The sequence below is a fragment of the Stenotrophomonas sp. CASM101 genome (genome assembly GCF_049384845.1).
GTDB classification, from domain to species: domain Bacteria; phylum Pseudomonadota; class Gammaproteobacteria; order Xanthomonadales; family Xanthomonadaceae; genus Stenotrophomonas; species Stenotrophomonas hibiscicola.
The window spans coordinates 1-20,265 of the sequence record NZ_JBMRFR010000015.1 but is presented as its reverse complement, the minus strand read 5'-3'; the positions used below and the strand labels follow the sequence as shown (position 1 = coordinate 20,265).

At 67.9% G+C, this 20,265-nt stretch carries 16 protein-coding genes; 10 read left to right on the top strand and 6 right to left on the bottom strand.

The features are described from left to right. Positions 1 to 347: 347 nt before the first annotated feature. The gene (locus VG543_RS17095) at positions 348 to 2,942 is read right to left on the bottom strand and encodes a M14 family zinc carboxypeptidase (protein WP_423178648.1); all 2,595 of its coding nucleotides are present in this window, start codon (positions 2,940 to 2,942) and stop codon (positions 348 to 350) included. 73 nt (positions 2,943 to 3,015) lie between these two features. Continuing rightward, positions 3,016 to 5,655, bottom strand: a complete 2,640-nt coding sequence (locus VG543_RS17090; RefSeq protein WP_423178649.1) for a TonB-dependent receptor plug domain-containing protein — start codon at positions 5,653 to 5,655, stop codon at positions 3,016 to 3,018. 192 nt (positions 5,656 to 5,847) lie between these two features. Here VG543_RS17090 and queD point away from each other — a divergent pair, with 192 nt between their 5' ends. Both queD and VG543_RS17080 read left to right on the top strand, forming a co-directional pair. Continuing rightward, positions 5,848 to 6,210: a 6-carboxytetrahydropterin synthase QueD gene (gene queD / locus VG543_RS17085; RefSeq protein WP_005407953.1), complete on the top strand. Its 363-nt coding sequence runs from the start codon at positions 5,848 to 5,850 to the stop codon at positions 6,208 to 6,210. Between the two features lie 118 nt (positions 6,211 to 6,328). Further along, the gene (locus VG543_RS17080) at positions 6,329 to 6,676 is read left to right on the top strand and encodes a phasin family protein (protein WP_329846639.1); all 348 of its coding nucleotides are present in this window, start codon (positions 6,329 to 6,331) and stop codon (positions 6,674 to 6,676) included. Between the two features lie 460 nt (positions 6,677 to 7,136). Here the strand turns inward: VG543_RS17080 and asnB are convergent, their stop codons facing one another. Then, positions 7,137 to 9,038, bottom strand: coding sequence for an asparagine synthase (glutamine-hydrolyzing) (gene asnB, locus VG543_RS17075; RefSeq protein WP_423178650.1), 1,902 nt, complete (start codon positions 9,036 to 9,038; stop codon positions 7,137 to 7,139). A 348-nt stretch (positions 9,039 to 9,386) separates the two neighbouring features. Between asnB and VG543_RS17070 the strand changes: the two genes are divergently transcribed. Then, positions 9,387 to 10,076: a winged helix-turn-helix domain-containing protein gene (locus tag VG543_RS17070; protein ID WP_010484092.1), complete on the top strand. Its 690-nt coding sequence runs from the start codon at positions 9,387 to 9,389 to the stop codon at positions 10,074 to 10,076. After that, the gene (locus tag VG543_RS17065) at positions 10,073 to 11,419 is read left to right on the top strand and encodes an ATP-binding protein (RefSeq protein ID WP_329846641.1); all 1,347 of its coding nucleotides are present in this window, start codon (positions 10,073 to 10,075) and stop codon (positions 11,417 to 11,419) included. Before VG543_RS17070 ends, VG543_RS17065 begins: the two co-directional genes overlap by 4 nt. On the opposite strand, the gene VG543_RS17060 is transcribed toward VG543_RS17065, so the two are convergent. After that, positions 11,416 to 12,885, bottom strand: a complete 1,470-nt coding sequence (locus tag VG543_RS17060; protein WP_180877027.1) for a sensor histidine kinase — start codon at positions 12,883 to 12,885, stop codon at positions 11,416 to 11,418. The genes VG543_RS17065 and VG543_RS17060 overlap by 4 nt on opposite strands. After that, positions 12,882 to 13,601 carry a response regulator transcription factor gene (locus VG543_RS17055; RefSeq protein WP_005407947.1) on the bottom strand — a complete coding sequence of 240 codons (720 nt, stop codon included), beginning with the start codon at positions 13,599 to 13,601 and terminating at the stop codon, positions 12,882 to 12,884. Before VG543_RS17055 ends, VG543_RS17060 begins: the two co-directional genes overlap by 4 nt. A gap of 145 nt (positions 13,602 to 13,746) precedes the next feature. Between VG543_RS17055 and msrB the strand changes: the two genes are divergently transcribed. The 4 genes from msrB to VG543_RS17035 all read left to right on the top strand — a co-directional run bounded on the left by msrB (position 13,747) and on the right by VG543_RS17035 (position 18,534). Beyond that, positions 13,747 to 14,319, top strand: coding sequence for a peptide-methionine (R)-S-oxide reductase MsrB (gene msrB, locus VG543_RS17050; protein ID WP_180847375.1), 573 nt, complete (start codon positions 13,747 to 13,749; stop codon positions 14,317 to 14,319). 2 nt (positions 14,320 to 14,321) lie between these two features. Continuing rightward, entirely contained in the window at positions 14,322 to 16,091 is a 1,770-nt protein-coding gene (locus tag VG543_RS17045; RefSeq protein ID WP_423178651.1) for a cytochrome c biogenesis protein DipZ, read from the top strand. Positions 16,092 to 16,105: 14 nt separating this feature from the next. After that, on the top strand, positions 16,106 to 16,843 hold the full coding sequence (gene msrA / locus VG543_RS17040; RefSeq protein ID WP_329859090.1) for a peptide-methionine (S)-S-oxide reductase MsrA: 738 nt from the start codon (positions 16,106 to 16,108) through the stop codon (positions 16,841 to 16,843). Between the two features lie 242 nt (positions 16,844 to 17,085). Continuing rightward, on the top strand, positions 17,086 to 18,534 hold the full coding sequence (locus tag VG543_RS17035) for a PLP-dependent aminotransferase family protein (RefSeq protein ID WP_423178652.1): 1,449 nt from the start codon (positions 17,086 to 17,088) through the stop codon (positions 18,532 to 18,534). A gap of 64 nt (positions 18,535 to 18,598) precedes the next feature. Here VG543_RS17035 and bioD read toward each other — a convergent pair whose 3' ends face one another. Continuing rightward, on the bottom strand, positions 18,599 to 19,291 hold the full coding sequence (bioD, locus tag VG543_RS17030) for a dethiobiotin synthase (protein WP_111097716.1): 693 nt from the start codon (positions 19,289 to 19,291) through the stop codon (positions 18,599 to 18,601). Positions 19,292 to 19,359: 68 nt separating this feature from the next. Here bioD and VG543_RS17025 point away from each other — a divergent pair, with 68 nt between their 5' ends. Both VG543_RS17025 and VG543_RS17020 read left to right on the top strand, forming a co-directional pair. After that, on the top strand, positions 19,360 to 19,842 hold the full coding sequence (locus VG543_RS17025; RefSeq protein ID WP_005407940.1) for a GAF domain-containing protein: 483 nt from the start codon (positions 19,360 to 19,362) through the stop codon (positions 19,840 to 19,842). Continuing rightward, positions 19,839 to 20,201, top strand: a complete 363-nt coding sequence (locus VG543_RS17020) for a TfoX/Sxy family protein (RefSeq protein ID WP_021203374.1) — start codon at positions 19,839 to 19,841, stop codon at positions 20,199 to 20,201. The genes VG543_RS17025 and VG543_RS17020 overlap by 4 nt, the downstream gene beginning before the upstream one ends. The last annotated feature ends 64 nt before the right edge of the window (positions 20,202 to 20,265 follow it).

The following is a 20,265-nucleotide window of genomic DNA, read 5'->3' as shown; positions in this document are numbered from 1 at the left end:
GCATCCATGCGCCTCACGGTTTTGCGCTGGCCCCACGCCCATCCGCTTCAAGCATTGCCCGCGCCTTCTTCTCCCGCCGGGTAGCCGGGAGAAGAAAGATCAAATTCAAATTCAAATTCAAATTCAAAAGCCGAAGCCGCAATTCCTGGCTTTGCTTTTGCCCTTGCTCCCGCCTTGGGGTCTGATGCGTCCGCGCCCGCAGGAAACTGTCATGGGAGGCAGGGGGCCTCAGCCAGGACCGTTGGCGCCAAGGATGGCGCCATCGAGCCCCCATGGATGGGTTCACGGCGTGTCCTGGCTGAGGCCCCCTGCCTCCCAAGCACAACAACGACTCGGCGCCAAACGCCTCAACCCCGCGCCTTACTCGGATTCACCAGATTCCCGAAGAAGATCGCGTTGATCAGCAGCCGATCCGTGCCGTGCCAGTACTTGCGGTGCGCCGGGTCATCGGCAAACAGCACCACGTTGCCCTGCCCCTGCGCCGACACCAGCACCCACGCGCTGCCCGCCACCCGCGCACGGTTGCGCTCGGAAAGATAGCCATTCACCCGCGGCGGTGTGTCGATGCGTACCACCGTCGAGAACGGATTCGTGCTCGGCTGCAGCGTCACCGTGCTCTCCTTGTTGATCGCCAGTTGCCGGCGCGGCACGCCAAACGCCAGCGGATGACTGGTGTCCACATCGGCGCTCAGGATGTTGCCGCTGACCCGCTCGATCGCGGCGATGTCGCGCTGGTCACCGAATGCACGGCGGCTCTCGTCGGCAGTCTCTTCTTCCTTGCCGAGCTTCTCGCCGTCGGCCAACTTCTGCTTGATAGCCCACTTCGATGCACTGCCGTAGGTAACCAGCGAGCCACCCGCCTGCACCCAGCGCTTCAGCGCAGCCACCGCCGCGGTATCGACGCCGGTGTAGGTCCCCCCGGACAGCACGATCGTGGTGTAGCGGTCCAGGGACACTTTGCCCAGCTGCTGCGGGTCCAGCTTGCTGGCAGGCAAATGCAACTGCTGGTCGAGCAGGAACCAGGCCGAGCCGATCTCGGTGGCGGCCACGCCCTCACCCATCACCAGCGCAACCGCGGGTTTGCGCAGCGCCTTGACGCCGTCACTGCCCAGATCGATGCCTTCGCGGCTGCGGCCACTGGACAGCGCGTGCACCTGCACACCTGCCTCGCGCGCGGCCGATGTCACTGCCTCAAGCAGCGCCGCGCCCTGCAGCGCTTGTCCGGCAACCGGAATCACCAGGCTGCCGGCGGCGAAGCTGACGTCGCCCTGCGCGGTCGCGGTGGTGAACGGCTGGAATGCCGCACGTGCGCTCACGCCTTTGCCCTGCAGCGCGGCCAGCGCGCGCCCGGCGTTGTAGTCGCGCCAGTCGATCGCGTAGGCGAACCCGGCCTGGCCACCCAGCACCGCGCCCTGCCGCGCCGGCAACGCAGTCACCCGTGCGCCGCCTTCGATACGGCTGCGGCTACCGGCGAAGGCCACGCCGTAGGCCGGTGCGATTGCATAGCTGGTGCTGCCGTAGAACACATCCCCCTTGATCGGCGGCGTCTCGGCAAAGATCGAATGCACCAGGCGGAACTGCGCCTGCTGCACCTGCACCACATAGGCGCTGCCGGCATCGAAGCGCTGCCCATCGACGGTGACTGCATGCTCCAGCGCACGTACCTCGATGCGATGCAGCAGCAACAGTTCCAGCAGGCGGCGGGTCAGTGCCGGATCGTGCGCGTCGCCGAACACGAAGCTCTTCACCGGCTGCTGTGCGGCCTGCTTCAACGCGCTCTGGAAGAACTGCTTCTGCAGGTCGAACAGGCCACTACGCTCGGCCACTGCACCACGCACCGTGCCCAGCCCGGTGGCGACCTGGTTGCGGATGGTGAACGGGAAGGTCAGCAGGCCATTCACCGATTCCTGCACGCGGCCACGCGAACTGGCCTGCTCGACGGTGACGCCGACCGCGCCGTGGAAGTCCGGATAGGTCGAGCCGTACACCGGCGAGAAGTTGTCGAAATTCTCGCCGGTGTAGTACAGCGAACCCAAGGCATCCAGCGCCTGCGCGTGGTACTTGGCCAGGGTCTTGTTGAACTCGTACGACGGCGCCGGAATCAACGGGCTGTGCATGCTCTTCGGCGAAGGCTCGAAGTAGTACGTGCTGTCCTTGCCCATTTCGTGGAAGTCGATCTGCACGTTCGGGTACCACTGGTGGAACACCTCCACCTTCGGCCGCGAGTCCTGCTGGGTCAGGGCCAGCCAGTCGCGGTTGAGATCGGTGAAGTAGTGGTTGGTGCGGCCCTGCGGGAACGGCTCGACGTGCTCCTTGTCAGCCGGGTCGGCCGAGGCCGGATCGGAGGCCCACGCGTTGTGCCAGTTGGCGGCGCGATCGCGACCGTCCGGATTCTGCGCCGGGTCGAACAGCACCACCGCCTGCTGCAGCCATTGCTGGGTCTCGGCACTGCGGTTGGCCACCAGGTAGTAGGCGGTCAGCATCGCCGCCTCGGCGCTGGAGGTCTCGTTGCCATGCACGCTGTAACCCAGCCACACCACCACCGGGCTGTCGCCCGCCGCACTGCGCGGCTGCGCCGGATCGACCAGGGTCGCGTGCTGCTGGCGGATCTGTTCCAACCGCGCGTGGTTGCCGGCAGCGGTTACCGTGGCGATCAGCAACGGGCGGCCCTCGTAACTGCGGCCGATCTCGCGCACGCTGATCTTGTCCGAGCGTTTCGCCAGTTCCTGGAAGTACGCCACCAACTGGTCGTGCCGGGTGTAACGGCTGCCGATCGGGTAGCCAAGGAACTGCTCGGGTGTGGGAATGGACGTATCGAACGCGGCCGCGTCGACGGCCTGCGGGAAGAAGTACGCACTCTGTGCCTGCGCTGGCTGCGGGCAGGACAGTGCGGTGGTGGCGGCGATCAGCAACGGAAGAACGGCACGACGATGCAAGGACACGGTGACTCCCCAGGACACAACGGCAGACGGTCGCGCGGCCGGCTCCCTGAAGAAACCGGCCGCAGCGGATGGATCAGAAGCGGTAATCGAAGCCCAGCGTGAAGTAGCGGCCGCGCAGGTCGTACTGGCTGAAGTCGTATGGCGCGCGGATGCCCGGGAACGAAGCGTCGTACGGCGGCGTCTTGTCAGCCAGGTTCTGCACCTTGGCATACAGCGTCAGCTTGTCGATGCCGGTGTAGCCCAGGTACAGGTCGTACTGGCTATAGCTGCCGACGCGCTGCTGCACGGCCTTGGCTGCGGTGCTGGCTTCCTGGCGGTAGCTGCTGGTGTAGTACCAGGTTACTGCGGCGTTGAAATCACCGTACTTCCAGTCCAGCGTGGTGGTGGCCTTGTCCTTGGGCAGGGTCGCGCCCAGGTTGCTGCCGGCGTAGTCCACCAGCGGGCCACCGACCACGGTCGGGCGACGGTAGTCGCGCACGTGGGTATAGGCCGAGGACACGGTGAAGTCACCCAGCGCCGCGGTCGGGATGCGCTGGCGCAGTTCGACGTCGATACCCGAGGTCTTCAGCTCGCTCAGGTTCTGGTAGCGGTTGTAGACCGCCTGCAGCTTGCCGCGCTCATCGCGCTGCACCGCGCCAGCCACGTTGTCGTTGACCAGGGTCTGGGTATTGTTGGTGCCGACCAGGTTGTCCAGCTGGATGCGGTAATAGTCCACGCTCAGGTTGGTGTTGGCCCACGGTGACAGCACCACGCCGAAGTTCACGCTCTTGGTTCGCTCCGGCTTCAGTGCGTTGTTACCGACGGTGAAGAAGGTCGGGTTCTGGCGCGAGCCCGGCACGTCCGGATCACGCGGATCAACCACGCTGCCGTAGGCGATGCTGGTGCTGTTGGAGTTTTCCGACAGCGACGGTGCGCGGAAGCCCTTCGAAGCGGACGCACGCACCAGCAGGACATCCAGGGGCTGCCAGCGCAGGCCGATCTTCGGCGAGAACGCATCGCCGAAATCGTCGTAGTGGTCGGCGCGCGCGGCGGCGGACAGCTCCAGCGTCGAGGCCAGCGGCACGTTCACTTCGGCGTAGGCCGCACTGACCTGGCGCTTGCCGTGTACTTCGGCAATGGCCGGGCGCACCTGCAGGCCGGCATCGATCTGCCACGGATTGTTGGAGTCGAGCTTTTCGCGGCGCCACTCGGCACCGGCCGCGAAGCCGATCTCACCCGCCCAGGTATGGCCCAGGCTGCCGGAAATCTTCGCATCGATACCCTGCAGCTTGGATTCGGCCGGACGCAGCGTGGCGATGTTGATCGAATCACGCACCGACTGCGGCGTGGCCGCCGGGTTGAGCAGGTTGTAGCTGCCGGTGGCCAGCGCATCGGCCAGCGCCCAGCGGTTGGCGAAGCCGCCGGACACGCTCTCGCGTTCGCTGCTGCGCGCACCGAATGCAGCCACTTCCCAGTCCCAGTTGGCGGTGGTGCCGCGCAGGCCGAACACGCCGCGATAGGCCGTGGATCGGTTGGTCTTGATGGTGCCACCAAGGTCGAAGAACGTGTACTCGATCGGGATCGCACGGCCGTACGGGTTGTACGGATTGTTGGCCGGCAGCAGCGACGACACCGGCTCGGCCAGGCCGCTGTTGGCGTTCAGTGCGAAGCGGCCGCTTTCCAGGGTGAAGAACGGGCTGCTGCCGAACCACGCGGCGCTCTTGATCTGGCTGTACAGCACTTCGCCGAAGGCCTCGACGTTGTCGTTCAGGCGGAAGGTGCCGTTGGCATAGGCCTGGTAACGCTTGGTCGAGGGGATCAGCGTGGTGAACGGCGCCTGGTTGAAGCCGCAGGTGTCACCGGACAGGCCATCAATCGGCGCGCTGGCAACGCGGGTGGTGCCGGCCGGGCAGTTGCCGTTGGCGTCGAGCATCGGCACCGACACGCCGTTGATGAGGTAGCGCGCGCCCTTGGCCGACCAGCCGTTCCAGCGGCCACCCGGCTTGTCGGTGTAGATGCCGCTCCTGGTCAGTTTGCGTTCGTCCTGGTCCAGGCGCTCACGGTTGTACCCCTGCAGACTGAAGAGGATGTTGTAGCCATCGGTGTCCAGATCACCCAGGCCGCCGACGAACTTCAGGTTCTGCTCGTGCAGGCCGCCCTGGTCGGCACCGCCGAAGCTGCCGCCGATCTCGGCGCCTTCGAAGTTCTGCCGGGTGATGATGTTGACCACGCCGGCCACGGCATCGGAGCCGTACACCGCCGAGGCGCCGTCCTTGAGCACTTCGATGCGCTCGACGGCCACCAACGGCAGCGCGTTGAGATCGACGAAGGTGTCGGACAGGCCACCGGCCGGGAAGCCGTAGTTGGCCAGGCGGCGGCCGTTGAGCAGCACCAGCGTGTTCTTCTGCGACAGGCCGCGCAGGCCGATGCCGGCCGAGCCGGACGCCCAGCCATTGTTGGTGGTTTCGTTGGCAGCGTTGCCGGTGTTGGCCGAGATCGAGCGCAGCACGTCGGCGACGGTGGCCTTGCCGGTCTGTTCCAACTGCTGGCGGCCGATCACCTGCACCGGGTTGGAGGCCTCGGTATCGGTGCGCTTGATGTTGGAACCGGTGACGCGCACGGCGGCCAGGGTGCTGGCTTCGCCACTGGCGTCGGCGGAGGTTTCGGCGGCGGCGGACAAAGGCGCGGCCAGAGCGACGGCCAGGGCCGCCACGAGCAGGGTGTGCTTGGGCATGACGATGTGGGGGAGGTGGAAAGGGCGACGTAGTTCCGCAGTAGTCCATGCCTGGCCGGGGTCCGGCCAATAACATCTCTTCATACGGATATAAGAGAAACTATCATCTCTTCATCCGGATGGAAAGAATTACCTCACGAAAGTCCAACAATCGCTCAGGATGGCCGGCCACCTGCGGCGTACAATCGCGCCATGGAAATCTTCAAAGTCTTCATGCTCGAGGCGGCGCACCGCCTCCCCAACGTGCCGCCGGGTCACAAGTGCGCGCGCCTGCATGGCCACTCGTTCCGGGTGGAACTGAAGGTCGAGGGCGAGCCCGGCGCGCAGACCGGCTGGATCATGGACTTCGGCGACGTGAAGGCGGCTTTCCAGCCGATCTATGACCGCCTGGACCATCACTACCTCAACGACATCCCCGGCCTGGAGAACCCGACCAGCGAGAACCTGGCGGTGTGGATCTGGAACGAACTCAAGCCCAGCCTGCCGGCGCTGAGCGAGATCACCGTGCACGAAACCTGCACCTCCGGCTGTCGCTACCGCGGCCCGACGGCCTGATCAACCCATTGATCTGAAAGGCTTTTCAAAGGCGCCCTGAGCGCCTTTGTTATTTTTGTTGCATTGCCGCATCAACGGCGTATGCTGCAATGCATCAAGCCACTCCCTGATGCCCCCCATGGCCACCGCCTTCAGCGATCGCTTCAGTGATGCCACCCGCCAGTTCGCCGCCGCCGCAACGCGCGCAAACCGATTGGCGTTGGAGAACGCGGAAAGCATGTTCGGCGTGCAGTTGAAGGTGATGGAGCGCAACCTGACCGCGACCGGCGGCTGGCTGGGCGAACTGGCCCGCAGCGACGACGCGGCCGGGATGCTCAACAAGGGCGCACAGCTGTGGCAGGACAACCTGCAGCGGCTGGGCCAGGCCCAGCAGGACGTGGTCGGTCTCGGCCTGGTGGCCAGCAAGGCGTGGTCCGAACTGGTGCAGGGTTACAACGAATCAACGGCGGACGCGAGCAACCACTGACGCGACGCAACGCTCATTGCGTGGGTCCCTCCCCCCATGCAATCCGGACCCGGCAGATCCCTCCCTCTGCCGGGTCTTTTTTTGCCCGTTGTCTGGATTCAAGAGCGCTTCCTCGTCTGGATTTCCTGCGAGCTGATGGGCCCCGCCGGGGCGGGCAGGGGCCTGGGCAAATGTCCCCCGGCGCCGGCCGTTGGCCGTCACCTCCTCCTTTACTTTGCCCAGGCCCCTGCCCGCCCCGACGAGGCTCGGCTTACGGCAGCTAAAGCTCAGTGCTCATGGCAACTTTTCAATGAGGCACCGACGAACTCCGAACGCAGGGCGGAGGCCCTTGCGTACGAAGTAAAGGGGGAGGTGACGGCCAACGGCCGGCGCCGGAGGACATTCGTACGCAAGGGTCTCCGCCCTGCGCCACGCAGAACGAATCCGCCACACGCCACGCAGAACACACCGCAAAGGAACCTCAGCGCCCGCGACCACCGTGCCAGTGCTGGTGCCACGCCTGGAACATCAGCACGTTCCACAGGTGCGTGTGCCACTTGCGCTCGCCGCGCAGGAACGCTTCCCAGATGCCACGCACGCGTGCCGCATCGAAGCAGCCCTGGTTGCGAAGCAGCTGCGGGTCCAGCAGCGCCTCCGCCCAATCGCGCAACGGACCGGCCAGCCAGCGCGCCATGGGCGGGCCAAAGCCACGCTTGGGACGGTACACCAGCGGCTCGGGCAGGTAGCGTGCCAACAGATTCTTCAGAATGAGTTTGTGTTCGCCATCGTGGTACTTCAGGTGCTGCGGCAGGCGCCAGGCCAGGCGCACCACCTCCATGTCCAGCAATGGCGCACGGGTTTCAACGCCCGCCGCCATGCCCGCGCGATCAACCTTGGCAAGGATGCCCTCGGCCAGGTCCATGCGGAAATCCAGCAGCTGGATGCGCGCCTCGGCCGGCAGCGCCGTGTCCTGCTGCTGGAAGATCGTCAGCGGCTCACGCGCACGCAGCACTACCTGCGCCGGCTGCCGCCAGCGGGTCACGCGCTGCAGATAATGCCCCTCCACATCGTTGGCAGCCACCTCGGCCACCAGCGCACGCCAGCCACCCAGGCGGCCGCGCTCGGGATTCATCCGGTTGCCGCTGCGCCGTGCCAGGTCACGCACCCAGTCCGGCAGGCCGCCGCACAGGCGTGCATTGCGCAGCGCGCGGCCGTAGCTGGGGTGACCGAAGAACAGTTCATCGCCGCCATCACCGGTCAGTGCAACCGGCTTGCGAGCGCCCAGCAGTTCGCTGGCGAGCAGGGTCGGCAGCTGCGAGGCATCGGCGAACGGCTCGCACCAGACCTGCGGCAGGCGCTGCAGCAGGTCCAGGCCCTGGCGCGCGTCCATGCGGTGCAGGTGATGCTGCACGCCCAGGTGACGCGCGACCTGCGAGGCCCAGTCGCTCTCATCATGGCCGGGATCGTCGAAACCGACCGTCCAGGCTTCGATCGGCAGAGTCGACTGCGCCTGCATCATTGCGGTTACCAATGAGGAATCGGTGCCTCCGGACAGGAACGCGCCGCAAGCCAGCGGCGAGTGCATGCGTGCGGCAATGGCCTTCTGCAGTACCGCTTCCAGCTGGTCGGTGGCCTGCTCCAGGCTGGGTGCCGGCTGCAGTGGTTCCTGCAGCGCGCTCTGCATCGCATCGCGTGCACACCAGTAGCGTGAGCCGCCCTGTGTGGCCTGGCTGGAACCGCCAGCCGCATGGTCATTCAGATCGATGCGCAGCATCGCGCCGGCCACCAGCTTGTGGATACCGCGGTAGATGGTGTGTGGTGCCGGCACATAGTCATGGCGCAGCAGCAGGCTCAGCGCATCCTGGTCGATGCCAGGGGCAAATCCGGCGAAGGCCTGAAGCGCCTTCAACTCCGAGGCAAACAGGAACTGGCCCTGGTACCAGCCGTAGTACAGCGGCCGCTCGCCGACCCGGTCGCGGGCCAGCCACAGTTCGCGCGCCTCCCGGTCCCACACACTGAAACCGAACGCGCCCTCGATGCGCGACAGCGCCCGCTCCACGCCCCATTCGACGATCGCCTGCAGCAGCAGCCGCGCATCGCTGCAACTGCGTGGCAGGTCGCGCAGCTGCGCCTGCAGGTCACTGCGGTTGTACAGGCGGCCGTCCAGGCACAGCACGTAGCGACCGCAGTCCGAGCTCAGCGGCTGTAATGGCGTATCGGTGGGCGCCCGGCAGTGGCCCAGTGCCAGGCCGGCCCCGGCGTCGGTCCAGTAGCCAATGCGGCCCCGGCCGCGCTGCTGCAGGGCGCGCAGCATCGGTGCCAGGCGCTGCAGCAGGTGTTCGTCCTCGGCAGGTGGCAGCCAGGCCCCGACCACGCCACTCATCGGGCACCTCTGCAGCGGCAGCGGCGGGACGGGTTCAGCAGGTAGAGGGCGGGCGACATGGGAACGGCACGCGGAGCGGAGGAGACTCCATGCTCTGCGCCCTGACGGCCCCGCGTCAGTCGCGTTGCTGTCAGCGATGGTCACCAGACGTATCACGAAGGTAACGCTTTGTAACAGCCTCAGGCTAAGCTCAACGCCAAGCTGTTGCCAGGCCTGGAGTGCGGCCCCCAGCGCCAGCAACCCCGGCTGAATGGCGCCCACCCGCTGGACCCGGGCGGCCCGCAGGCTGGGATAGCATCGCCGCGCTCGTGCCGTGGCGGTACGTTTGCGTCCACGGAGGCCTTGGAAATGCTGGATATCGTACTGGTCGAAGACGATGCCCGCCTGGGAACGATGGTCAGTGACTACCTGCAGCGGCATGGCTACCAGGTCGCCCATGAACGCAGCGGCGAGCGGGCAGTGGCCCGGATCCTGGCGGAAAAGCCGGCGCTGGTCCTGCTCGATGTCGGCCTGCCCGACCAGGATGGTTTCGAAGTGTGTCGGCAGATCCGGCCCCACTATGACGGCATCATCTGCGTGCTGACCGCCCGCACCGACAACATCGACCAGGTGCTGGGCCTGGAACTGGGGGCCGACGATTACATCGGCAAACCGATCGAACCGAGGGTGCTGCTGGCCCGGCTGCGTGCCCACCTGCGCCGCCACCGCCGGGTCGAGCCACGTGACGGCAGCCTGCGCTTCGGCGAGCTGAACATCGACCCTTCCACCCGCAACGTACACCTGCAGGGCGGCCTGCTGGAGCTCACCACGGCCGAGTTCGACCTGCTGTTCCTGCTGGCCAGCAACGCCGGCCAGATCCTGGACCGCGATGCGCTGCTGCGCGGCCTGCGCGGGATCGCCTTCGACGGCCTGGACCGCTCGATCGATGCCCGCATCTCGCGCCTGCGCCGCAAGCTGGGCGACAACCCGGAGCAGCCAGAACGGATCAAGACCGTTCGCGGCCGCGGCTACCTGTTCAGCCGCTCGGCATGGGGATGACGCGCACGCCGTCGGCGATGCGCGGCCACGCCTTCCACTTCCTGCGCTACGGCATCGGCTTCCTGCTCGCCCATCTGTTGCTGATCGTGCTGGGCCTGTGGGCCTGGGATGCCCTGCTGGAAGACCGCACCGAAGCCGGCCTGCAGGCCGAGATGCGCGGCACGCACGCGCTGCTGCAGCATCGCTTCGCCGAAACCCCGCGTGAACAGTGGCCGGCGCTGGCCCGCGAACTCGACGCTGATTTCGCCTATGCCCTACGCCTGGTTCCTTTGGGCGAGGCGGTGAAGGCGCTGCAGTCCAGCCAGCGACCGCCATTCAACAACGGCCGGGTGCAGATCGACCTGGAGCACATGCGCAGCCTGCAGCGCATCGGTGACAGCGGCTACGCGCTGATGCTGGGGCCGCTGGACGAAGCGCTGCCTGACGAAAGCTGGCAGGACAGCGAAGTCTCCGGCGTGGCGATCCTGCTGCTGATCCTGATGGTGGCGGTGGCACTGCCGATGTACGTGATGGTCTACCGGCTGTGGCGCGACGTCTCGCAGCTGGCCCAGGCGGCGCGGCGGATGCGCGACGGCCAGCTGGACACGCGTGCGCCGCGCGCCGGCACCGCACTGGTGCGGCCGCTGGCCAATGCCTTCAACCACATGGCCGAGCAGCTGCAGCAACTGCTGGAAAGCCAGCGGGTGCTCGCGCAGGCGGTGGCGCACGAAGTCCGCACGCCGTTGGCACGGATGCGTTTCGGCCTGGCCGAGCTGGAAGACAGCGCACTCGACGACGTGCAGCGCGATGCGCTGGGCGGCCTGCGCACCGATGTGGATCGGCTGCAGCACCTGACCGACGCCGGCGTCGAGTACGCCGCACTGGGTCGCTGCCATCAGCTGACCCGCCAGCGCCTGCAGCTGGCGGCGCTGGTGCGCGGCGTGGTCGCCCAGTTCGCGCCGCTGCCGGTGCCGGTGCAGCAGGCGCTGTCGCCGGTGGGCCTGGTCAACGTCAACCGGCACATGCTGGAGCTGGCACTGCGCAACCTGCTCGGCAATGCACTGCGTTACGCGCGCCGGCAGATCCGTATTGCCAGCACCGTCAATGACGGCTGGCTGTGCCTGCAGGTGGAGGACGACGGCCCCGGCATCGCACCCGAACTGCGCGGCCAGGTACTGCAACCCTACGTGCGGCTGGACCCGGGCAGCCCGGGCTTCGGCCTCGGCCTGGCGCTGGTGCAGGTGGTGGCCGACAAGCACGGCGGCCACGTTGAAGTGACCGACTCCGAACTGGGAGGTGCGTGCATCCGCCTGAAACTGCCGCTGGAAAGCGGCGGTGCGGTGACGGGCGAACCGGCCTGCTAGGCCGCCGGTTCGGCGCGTGGCAGGGCAAACACGAACAACGCGCCGCTCGCGCTGTCACGCAGTTCGATCCTGCGCCCATGCAGCTGCACGATGCGCTGCACGATCAGCAGGCCCAGCCCGCCGTTGTCGCCACGCCGAGCGCCGAGCGCGGCCGGTGCCTGGAACAGGTGGGTGCGCAGCGCTGGCGCCACCCCGGGGCCATCATCGGCCACGCTCACCTCCACGCTGTCATCGGTTGCGCGCAGGCGCACCTCGATCTGCCCACCCTCGGGTGCATGCCGCAGCGCGTTGTCGAGCAGGTTGGTCAGCACCCGCTCGACCAGGCCCAGATCAGCACGCACGAGCGGCAGGCCGGGCGGGAACTCGGCGTGCAGGTGCTGGTTGCGCGCCTGCGCCGCCAGCTCGAATTTCTGCAGCACATCCTGCAGCAGTTCCGGCAGCGCGAACACTTCCCACTCCAGGCGCACTTCGCCATGTTCCAGCCGCGCCAGCTCGAACAGCGCGCGTGCCAGCCGGCCGACCTTGGCACTCTGTGCCAGCGCGATGCCGAGATAACGGCGCCGCTCGTCCGGCGACAGCGTGGCGTCCTTCAACGCCAGTGTTTCCAGGTAGCCATGCAGCGACGACAACGGCGTACGTAGGTCATGCGAGATGTTGGCGACCAGCTCGCGGCGCTGCAGATCCTGCTGGCGCAGCTGCTGCCACTGCTCGCCCAACCGTTGCGCCATCTGCGCATGCGCATGTTCGAGGATCACCAGTTCATCGCGCTCACCCGGGCGCAGCGGCTCCGCCGGCGGCAGTGGCGTGGGTGCATCGATGTCGAAGGCCTGGATGCGCCGGGTCAGCCGCCGCAGCGGGCGTGTCACCCAGTAGAAGGCCACCAGCCCGGCCAGCAGGCCGAGGCCACCAACGAGTGCCACCGACCACAGCGTGGTGTTCCACTGGCTGCCGGCGGCGAGGTCGTCGGCCAGCATCTGCCGGTGCTCGCCCACCAGCACCACGTACACATAGCCGGCCTGGCGGCCCTGCACGATCAACGGTGCAGCACTGAACACCTTGCGGCCATCGGCGCTGCGCGGATCATCACCGAGGATCGGCAACGGTGCTCCCGCCAGCAGGCGGCGCAGCGGCGCCACGTCCACCCGGGTGCGCACCAGGTGCCCACTGGGCGCATCGTGGCCAAGGATGCGGCCCTGGTCGTCCAGCAGGTAGACCTCGACGCTGGGGTTGACCGCCATCAGCTGGCCGAACAGCGCGCGCACGGCGGCATCGCGCATGCCGCTGGTATCCATCAGCTCGCTGCGCTGGGCAATGTGCTCGGCCAGGCCCAGCGACAGCCGCTGTACCACCTCCTGCTCGTGGCGGGTGTTGGCCCGCATCTGCAGTGCAAGCAGCGCCATGCAGCACGCCAGCATCAGCGCAGCGGTCACCACCGCCAGCTTCTGCCACAGGTTCGGCTTGATCATGCCGCCGCCCCGGCCGGATCGACCAGCTTGTAGCCGCGGCCCCACACCGTCAGCAACCGCCGTGGGTTGGCCGGGTCCGGCTCGATCTTGCTGCGCAGGCGATTGATATGGGTGTTGACCGTGTGTTCGTAGCCATCGTGCTGGTAGCCCCAGACCTGGTTGAGCAGTTCCATGCGCGCGAACACCTGGTCCGGATGACGGGCGAAGAACAGCAGCAGGTCGAACTCGCGCGGGGTCAGCTCCAGCGCGTTGCCATCCACCGAGGCGGTGCGCGCGACCGGATCCAGCTGCAGGCCGCCCAGTTCGATCGCGCCGGCATCGATGCGTGCGCTCTGCGCCATCGCCTCGGCGCGGCGCAGCAATGCGCGCACCCGCGCCACCAGTTCCGGCATCGAGAAGGGCTTTGCCAGATAATCGTCCGCGCCCAGTTCCAGGCCGACGATGCGCTGGGTTTCGCTGCCGCGCGCGCTGATGATGATGATCGGCACATAGCGCGCCATCGCGCGTGCACGCTGGCAGACCTGCAGGCCATCCACGCCGGGCAGCATCACGTCCAGCACCAATGCATCCCACGGACCTTCCTGCTCCAGCAGGCGCAGGCCGGCATCGCCGCTGGCGGCATGGGCCACGTCGTAGCCCTCATCGCCCAGGTGCATGCGCAGCAGGTCGGCGATATGGGCATCGTCTTCAACGATCAGCACGCGTTTGGTCGACATCGGCAGCTCGGGGCCAGTGGGGAGGCTGGCAGCATTGTGGCGCGGGGCGGCCGCCGATACCTCACGAAAAATTGAATCCTGCGTGAGGATTCGTTGACCCGGGCGGGCGCAGCATGGCCCCGTCACCCCCTTCCCGGAGTCCGCCATGTCCTTGTCCCGCCGCCATCTGCTGGGCCTGGGAGGTGTTGCCACCGCCGCCGGCCTGCTCGGCCTGGGGGCCTGCAGCCGCGCCGCCCCAGCCGCCGCCGAAGCGCGCCCGTCGCGACAGTTCGAGGTCATGCACAGCGATGCCGACTGGCGCCAGCGCCTGACCCCGGCGCAGTACGCGGTGCTGCGCCAGCAGGCCACCGAACGGCCGTGGAGCAGCCCGCTCAACAAGGAACACCGCCAGGGCACCTTCGCGTGTGCCGGCTGTGCGCTGCCGCTGTTTTCCTCCTCCACCAAGTTCGAGAGCGGCACCGGCTGGCCCAGCTTCTGGGCGCCGCTGCACAACGCCATCGGCGAAGACCGCGACGTCACCTTCGGGATGCTGCGGGTGGAGGTGCACTGCCGTCGCTGTGGCGGCCACCTCGGCCATGTGTTCAACGATGGCCCACGCCCGACGGGGCTGCGCTACTGCATGAACGGTGCGGCGATGGTGTTCGTTCCCGGCGCCACGGACGGTACCGCCGACGGCTGGCGGGTGCCGGTCGGTTCTTCCCCTGCTTCCGGAGCCTGACGATGCTGCTGTTGCTGCTTGCCTACCTCGGCGGCGCGCTGACCCTGCTCAGCCCGTGCATCCTGCCGGTGCTGCCGTTCGTGTTCGCGCGTGCCGACCGCCCCTTCCTGCGCAGCACGCTGCCGTTGCTGCTGGGCATGGCGCTCACCTTCACCGTGGTCGCCAGCCTGGCTGCGGTGGGCAGCCAATGGGTGGCGCAGGCCAACCAGGTCGGACGCTGGGTCGCCCTGCTGCTGATGGCGCTGTTCGCGCTGGCACTGTTGTGGCCGCGACTGGCCGACCATCTGCTGGCGCCATTCCAGCGCGTCGGCGCACGGCTGAGCGCGCGTGCCGATGCGGCGGATGCCGCGGGGCACGGCGGCGCGTGGACCTCGCTGCTGATCGGCGTCGCCACCGGCCTGCTGTGGGCGCCCTGCGCGGGGCCGATCCTCGGCCTGGTGCTGACCGGTGCCGCCCTGCATGGCGCCAGCGTCGGCACCAGCACGCTGCTGCTGGCGTATGCGCTGGGCGCGATCACCGCGCTGGCACTGGCGGTGTGGGTGGGCGGCCGCGTGTTCCGCGCACTGCAGGCGCGGCTTGGTCTCGGCGACGCACTGCGCAAGGTGCTGGGCGTGGCCGCGCTGCTGGCGGTGGTGGCGATTGGTCTGGGCTGGGATACCGGCCTGCTCACCCGTCTTTCGACGGTCAGCACCGCACGCATCGAGCAGGGCCTGCTGGATGCGGTACCCGGCGCGCAGCCGGCGGCACCGCCGATGATGATGATGGCCGGTGCCAACGCCGCAGCCGATGCACCGCTGCCGGTGGAAGGCACCCTGCCCGCGCTGGACGGCGCCACCGGCTGGCTCAACAGCCCACCGCTGACGGCCCAGCAGCTGCGCGGCAAGGTGGTACTGGTCGATTTCTGGACGTACTCCTGCATCAACTGCCTGCGCGCGATGCCGTTCGTGCACGAATGGGAACGCCGCTACCGTGACCACGGCCTGGTGGTGATCGGCATACACACGCCGGAGTTCGCCTTCGAGCGTAACCCACGCAACGTGATGAAGGCGGTGCAGCAGCTGAAGGTCGAGTACCCGGTGGCGCTCGACAACCAGTACACGATCTGGCGCGCGTTCAACAACCGCTACTGGCCGGCGCAGTACTTCGTCGATGCGCAGGGCAACATCCGCGGCCACCAGTTCGGCGAAGGCAACTACGCGCGCTCGGAACAGGTGATCCGTCGCCTGCTGGCCGAAGCCGGGCAGACGAACCTGCCGCCACCGGCCGATCCCGCTGCCGCCGACCTGAAGGGCGTGGCCGTGCAGGCCGACATGGGCAACCTGCGCTCGCCGGAAACGTATCTGGGCCACGCCCGCGCCGAACAGTTCGCCTCGCCCGGCGGGCAGCGCAGTGATGCCGCGTTCGACTACTCCTTGCCAACGACCCTGGCGCTGAACCAGTGGGGACTGTCGGGGCGCTGGACCGTCACCGATGAAGCCGCACAGCTGCAGCAGGCCGGTGGCCGCATTGCCTTCCAGTTCCATGCGCGCGACCTGCACCTGGTGCTGGCGCCCAGCCGCGACGGCAGGCCGGTGCGCTTCCGCGTCTGGCTGGATGGCAAGGCGCTGCCCGCCGCCGATGCCGGTAGTGATGTCGGCGCCGATGGCAGTGGCGTGGTCGACGAGCATCGCCTGTACCAGCTGGTGCGCCAGCGCGGCACGGTCGGTCCGCACCGCTTCGAGATCGAATTCCTCGATGCGGGCGTGCAGGCCTATGCCTTCACTTTTGGTTGAAACGGGAGGACATGATGAAACTCTCCTTTGAACAGGGCATCGCCGCCGGTGTCGCCGGACTGGTGGCCACCGCACTGATCGCCGGTGTGCTGCTGGTCGACCACGGCGCGGCTGCGGCGCCGGTCGAAGCCAGCGCGCAGACCCAGGCAGTACCGGCACCCACGGGCGATGCGGCGTTCCGCGATGACGCGACCCACGCCAGCGTGGTGTTCGCCGGCGGTTGCTTCTGGGGCGTGCAGGGCGTGTTCCAGCACGTCAAGGGCGTGAGCAATGCGGTGTCCGGCTACATCGGCGGCAGCGCCGCCGACGCGCGTTACGAGCGGGTCAGCAGCGGCCAGACCGGCCACGCCGAAGCAGTGAAGATCGACTACGACCCGCGCCAGGTCAGCTACGGGCAGTTGATGCAGGTGTTCTTCTCGGTGGCACACGACCCGACCCAGCTCAACCGCCAGGGGCCGGACCACGGCAGCCAGTATCGATCGGCAATCTTCACCGATGACGCCCGCCAGCAGGCAGCCAGCCGCGCCTACATCGCCCAGCTCGGCCAGGCCGGCAGCTACCGCGCACCGATCGTCACCCAGCTGGTCAGCGGCCAGCGCTTCTACCCGGCCGAAAGCTACCACCAGAACTACATGGCGAACTACCCGCAGGCGGCCTACATCCGCTACTACGACGCACCGAAGCTTGCGGCGCTGGGCAAGCAGTTCCCGGCGCTGTACCGGCGCGAGGCGGCGCTGGTGCCGATGCGGTAGCCGGCGTTCCCCCTTGGGCTGACCGACGCTCGGCGGTGCTCTCTGTAGAGCCGAGCCCACGCTCGGCTGCTGTTGGCGGAAGTGCAACCGAGCATGGGCTCGGCTCTACACACAGAAAAAGACGCACGGCCATCCAGCCGTGCGTTTGGGAAGTATCGGCCGTGCCCCGATCAGGCCAGGCCGACAACGACATGCTAGGCTCGCCATCATCATGGGTACAGCACCAGATGGCGGGATATTCGATGGATACAGATGACCAGGCCTCGATGATCCCCCCCCGCTATCAACGGCTGTCGGATGAGTTGGCCGAAGCCATTCATGGTGGCCGCCTTCCGGTCGGCAGCCGCCTGCCTTCGCTGCGGCAGATGGCCCTGCAGCGCCGGCTCAGCCTGAACACGGTGATTGCCGCCTATCGCCAGCTGGAAGATGCCGGACTGGTGATTCCGCGGCCGAAGGCGGGCTTCGAAGTCGCCCCGCGGCTGTCGGTGCCGGAGCGTTCGCTGCGCGACACCCCATCCGCGCCCACCGCGCCGCTGCAGCAGGTCCTGATGGCCCGGGTACTGGAAGCACAGCGCCGCCCGGGTGTGGTCGATCTGGCCTTCGCCGGCCCACGTGGTCGCCAGTTCTATCCCGGCGCGCAGCTGGCCCGGCATACCGCGCAGGTGCTGCGCCACGGCCAGCAGACGGTGGAGACCTATGCGAGACCCAACGGCTCCCCCCGGCTGCTGGCACAGATCGTGCGCCGCAGTCCGCGCATGGGGCTGCACACCCACGCCGAGCGACTCCTGCTGACCCATGGCGCGATGGAAGCCCTGCAGCTGGCGTTGCGCGCGGTCACCCAGCCCGGTGACGCGGTGGGAATCGAGGCGCCGTCCTACTTCAACCTGTATCCGTTGCTGGCCAACCTCGGCCTGCAGGCCATCGAGTTGCCCACCCACCCGCAGCACGGACTGGACGTGGATGCACTGGATGCGCTGCTGGAGCACAGGCCGCTGGCCGCACTGGTGGTGATGCCGACCGTGCACAACCCGCTCGGCTGCACCATGCCGACCGCCGCCAAACAACGCCTGGCCGAGCTGGTCAACGCACGGCAGCTGCCGCTGATCGAGGATGCGGTGTACGCCGAGCTGCAGTTCTGCGAACCGCCGGCACCCTTGCTGAAAGCCTTCGATCGCGATGGCTGGGTGATGGTGGTCGGTGGCTTCTCAAAGACACTGGCGCCGGATTACCGCATCGGCTGGCTGGATGGCGGCCGCTTCGCAGAGCGCATCGCACTGCTGAAGTTCCAGTCCACCGGCGGCGAGCCGCAGCTGCTCGGCGATGCGGTGGCCGCGTATCTGGAAGCAGGCAGCTACGAGCACCATCTGCACCGCATGCGCCGCCTGTACCGCGAACAGGTCGGGCGGCTGCGCCAGCTGGTGGCCGAACACTTCCCGGCCGGCACCCGCGCCACCGAACCGCAGGGCGGCTTCCTGCTGTGGCTGGAACTGCCGGGCGTGGACACGCGCGAGCTGTTCGAGCGAGCGCTGCTGGAGGACATCGTGTTCATGCCGGGCCAGGTGTACTCGCGCGGCGCACGCTACCGCCACTGCCTGCGGCTGTCGTGCTGCCAGAGCCTGGATGCGCGCTTCATCGGTGCGGTGGAGCGGCTGGGTGCGATCGCACGGGAGCTGGCGGCTGCAGCACGGTAGTGCCGGCCGCTGGCCGGCAACTGCATGGACGTGATTCATCGCGGTTGCCGGCCAGCGGCCGGCACTACCCCAGGTCGTCGAACAGATGCGCGCTCAACGCTTCACCATCCGCCCCCGGCAGATGCGGCAGCCGTCCCCAGCACGGCATCGGCAGGCGCTGCTGCAGCGTGGCGATGTTCTCGTCCTGGCGCTGCATCGCAGGATCAATGTGGTTGCCGATCCAGCCCAGGCGGTCCACGCCGCTGGCCTGCAGTGATTGCGCAGTCAACCGCGCATGGTTGACGCAGCCAAGCCGCATGCCCACCACCAGCAGCACCGGCAGCTGCAGCGCACGCACCAGGTCGAGCTGGTCCAGCGTGGCCGAAACCGGCGCCAGCCAACCGCCAACCCCCTCCACCACCACGATATCGGCCTGCGCGCGCAGTCGCGCGAACGCGGCCACGATCGGCGCCAGTTCCACCTGCACGCCGTCCTCGGCCGCCGCCAGCTCCGGTGCCAGCGGCTGCCGCAGCGCATACGGGTTCAGGTCGGCATAGTCCGGCACCGGCCAGCTGGCCGCCTGCAGTGCCAGCGCGTCCTCGTTGCGCAGGCCCTGCCCCAGGTCTTCGCTGCCACTGGCCACCGGCTTCATGCCGACTGCACGCAGGCCGCGCCGGCGCAGCGCATGCAGCAGCGCAGTGCTGGCCGCGGTCTTGCCGATTTCGGTGTCGGTGCCGGTAACGAACAGGGCGGGCGGCAGCGTGGCAGGCAACGGCATCGATTGGCTCCAACAGGGCAACAGAGCGTGCATTATCGCCGGCCCGTCGCGCTTGCTAGACTGCGTGCATGTTCGCCAATGCCTCGCTCACCGGCAGCAAGCCGGAACAATACGCCCAGCTGCTGGAACAGGCCCGTGGCCTGGTCTACGCCGAGTCCGACCGCATCGCCAACGCGGCCAACCTCTCCGCACTGGTCTACCACGCCCTGCCCGACCTGAACTGGGTGGGCTTCTACCTGTACGACGGCAAGGAACTGGTGGTCGGCCCGTTCCAGGGCCTGCCGGCCTGCGTGCGCATCCCGCTGGACAAGGGCGTGTGCGGTGCCGCCGCCAGCCAGCGGGTCACCCAGCGCGTGGAGGATGTCGACGCCTTCCCCGGCCACATCGCCTGTGATTCGGCCTCGCGTTCGGAGCTGGTGGTGCCGCTGCTGCGCGGCGATGAACTGATCGGCGTGTTCGACATCGACAGCCCGAAGGTGGGCCGCTTCGATGCCGACGACCAGGCCGGCCTGGAAGCCATCGCCCGCGTGTTCGTCGAGGCGCTGGGATGAACGCACCCAAGCTGCGCAACATCGGCCCCAAGAGCGCGGCCTGGCTGCGCCAGGTCGGCCTGCGCAGCCGCGACGACCTGGTCGCGATCGGAGCGGTCGGTGCCTTCGTCAAGGTCAAGCGTGCCGGCTTCAAGCCCAGCCTGAACCTGCTGTACTCGCTGGAGGGTGCGTTGCTGGACTGCCACTGGCAGGAACTGAGCGAGCCGCAGCGCGATGCGCTGGTGCAGGACTATGAAGCGCGCATCGCCGCGCATCCGCTGAAGGCGGCCGGCCCGGCGTCGGGCCCGGTGCATGAGCAGCGCTTCGATGCCGACGATGACGCGGAAGACAGCGTTGCCGAGGATGCGGACGAGGATTGACGGCCTGGTAGTGCCGGCCGCTGGCCGGCAACTGCATGATCTTCGCAGCGTTCCCGCGGCTGCC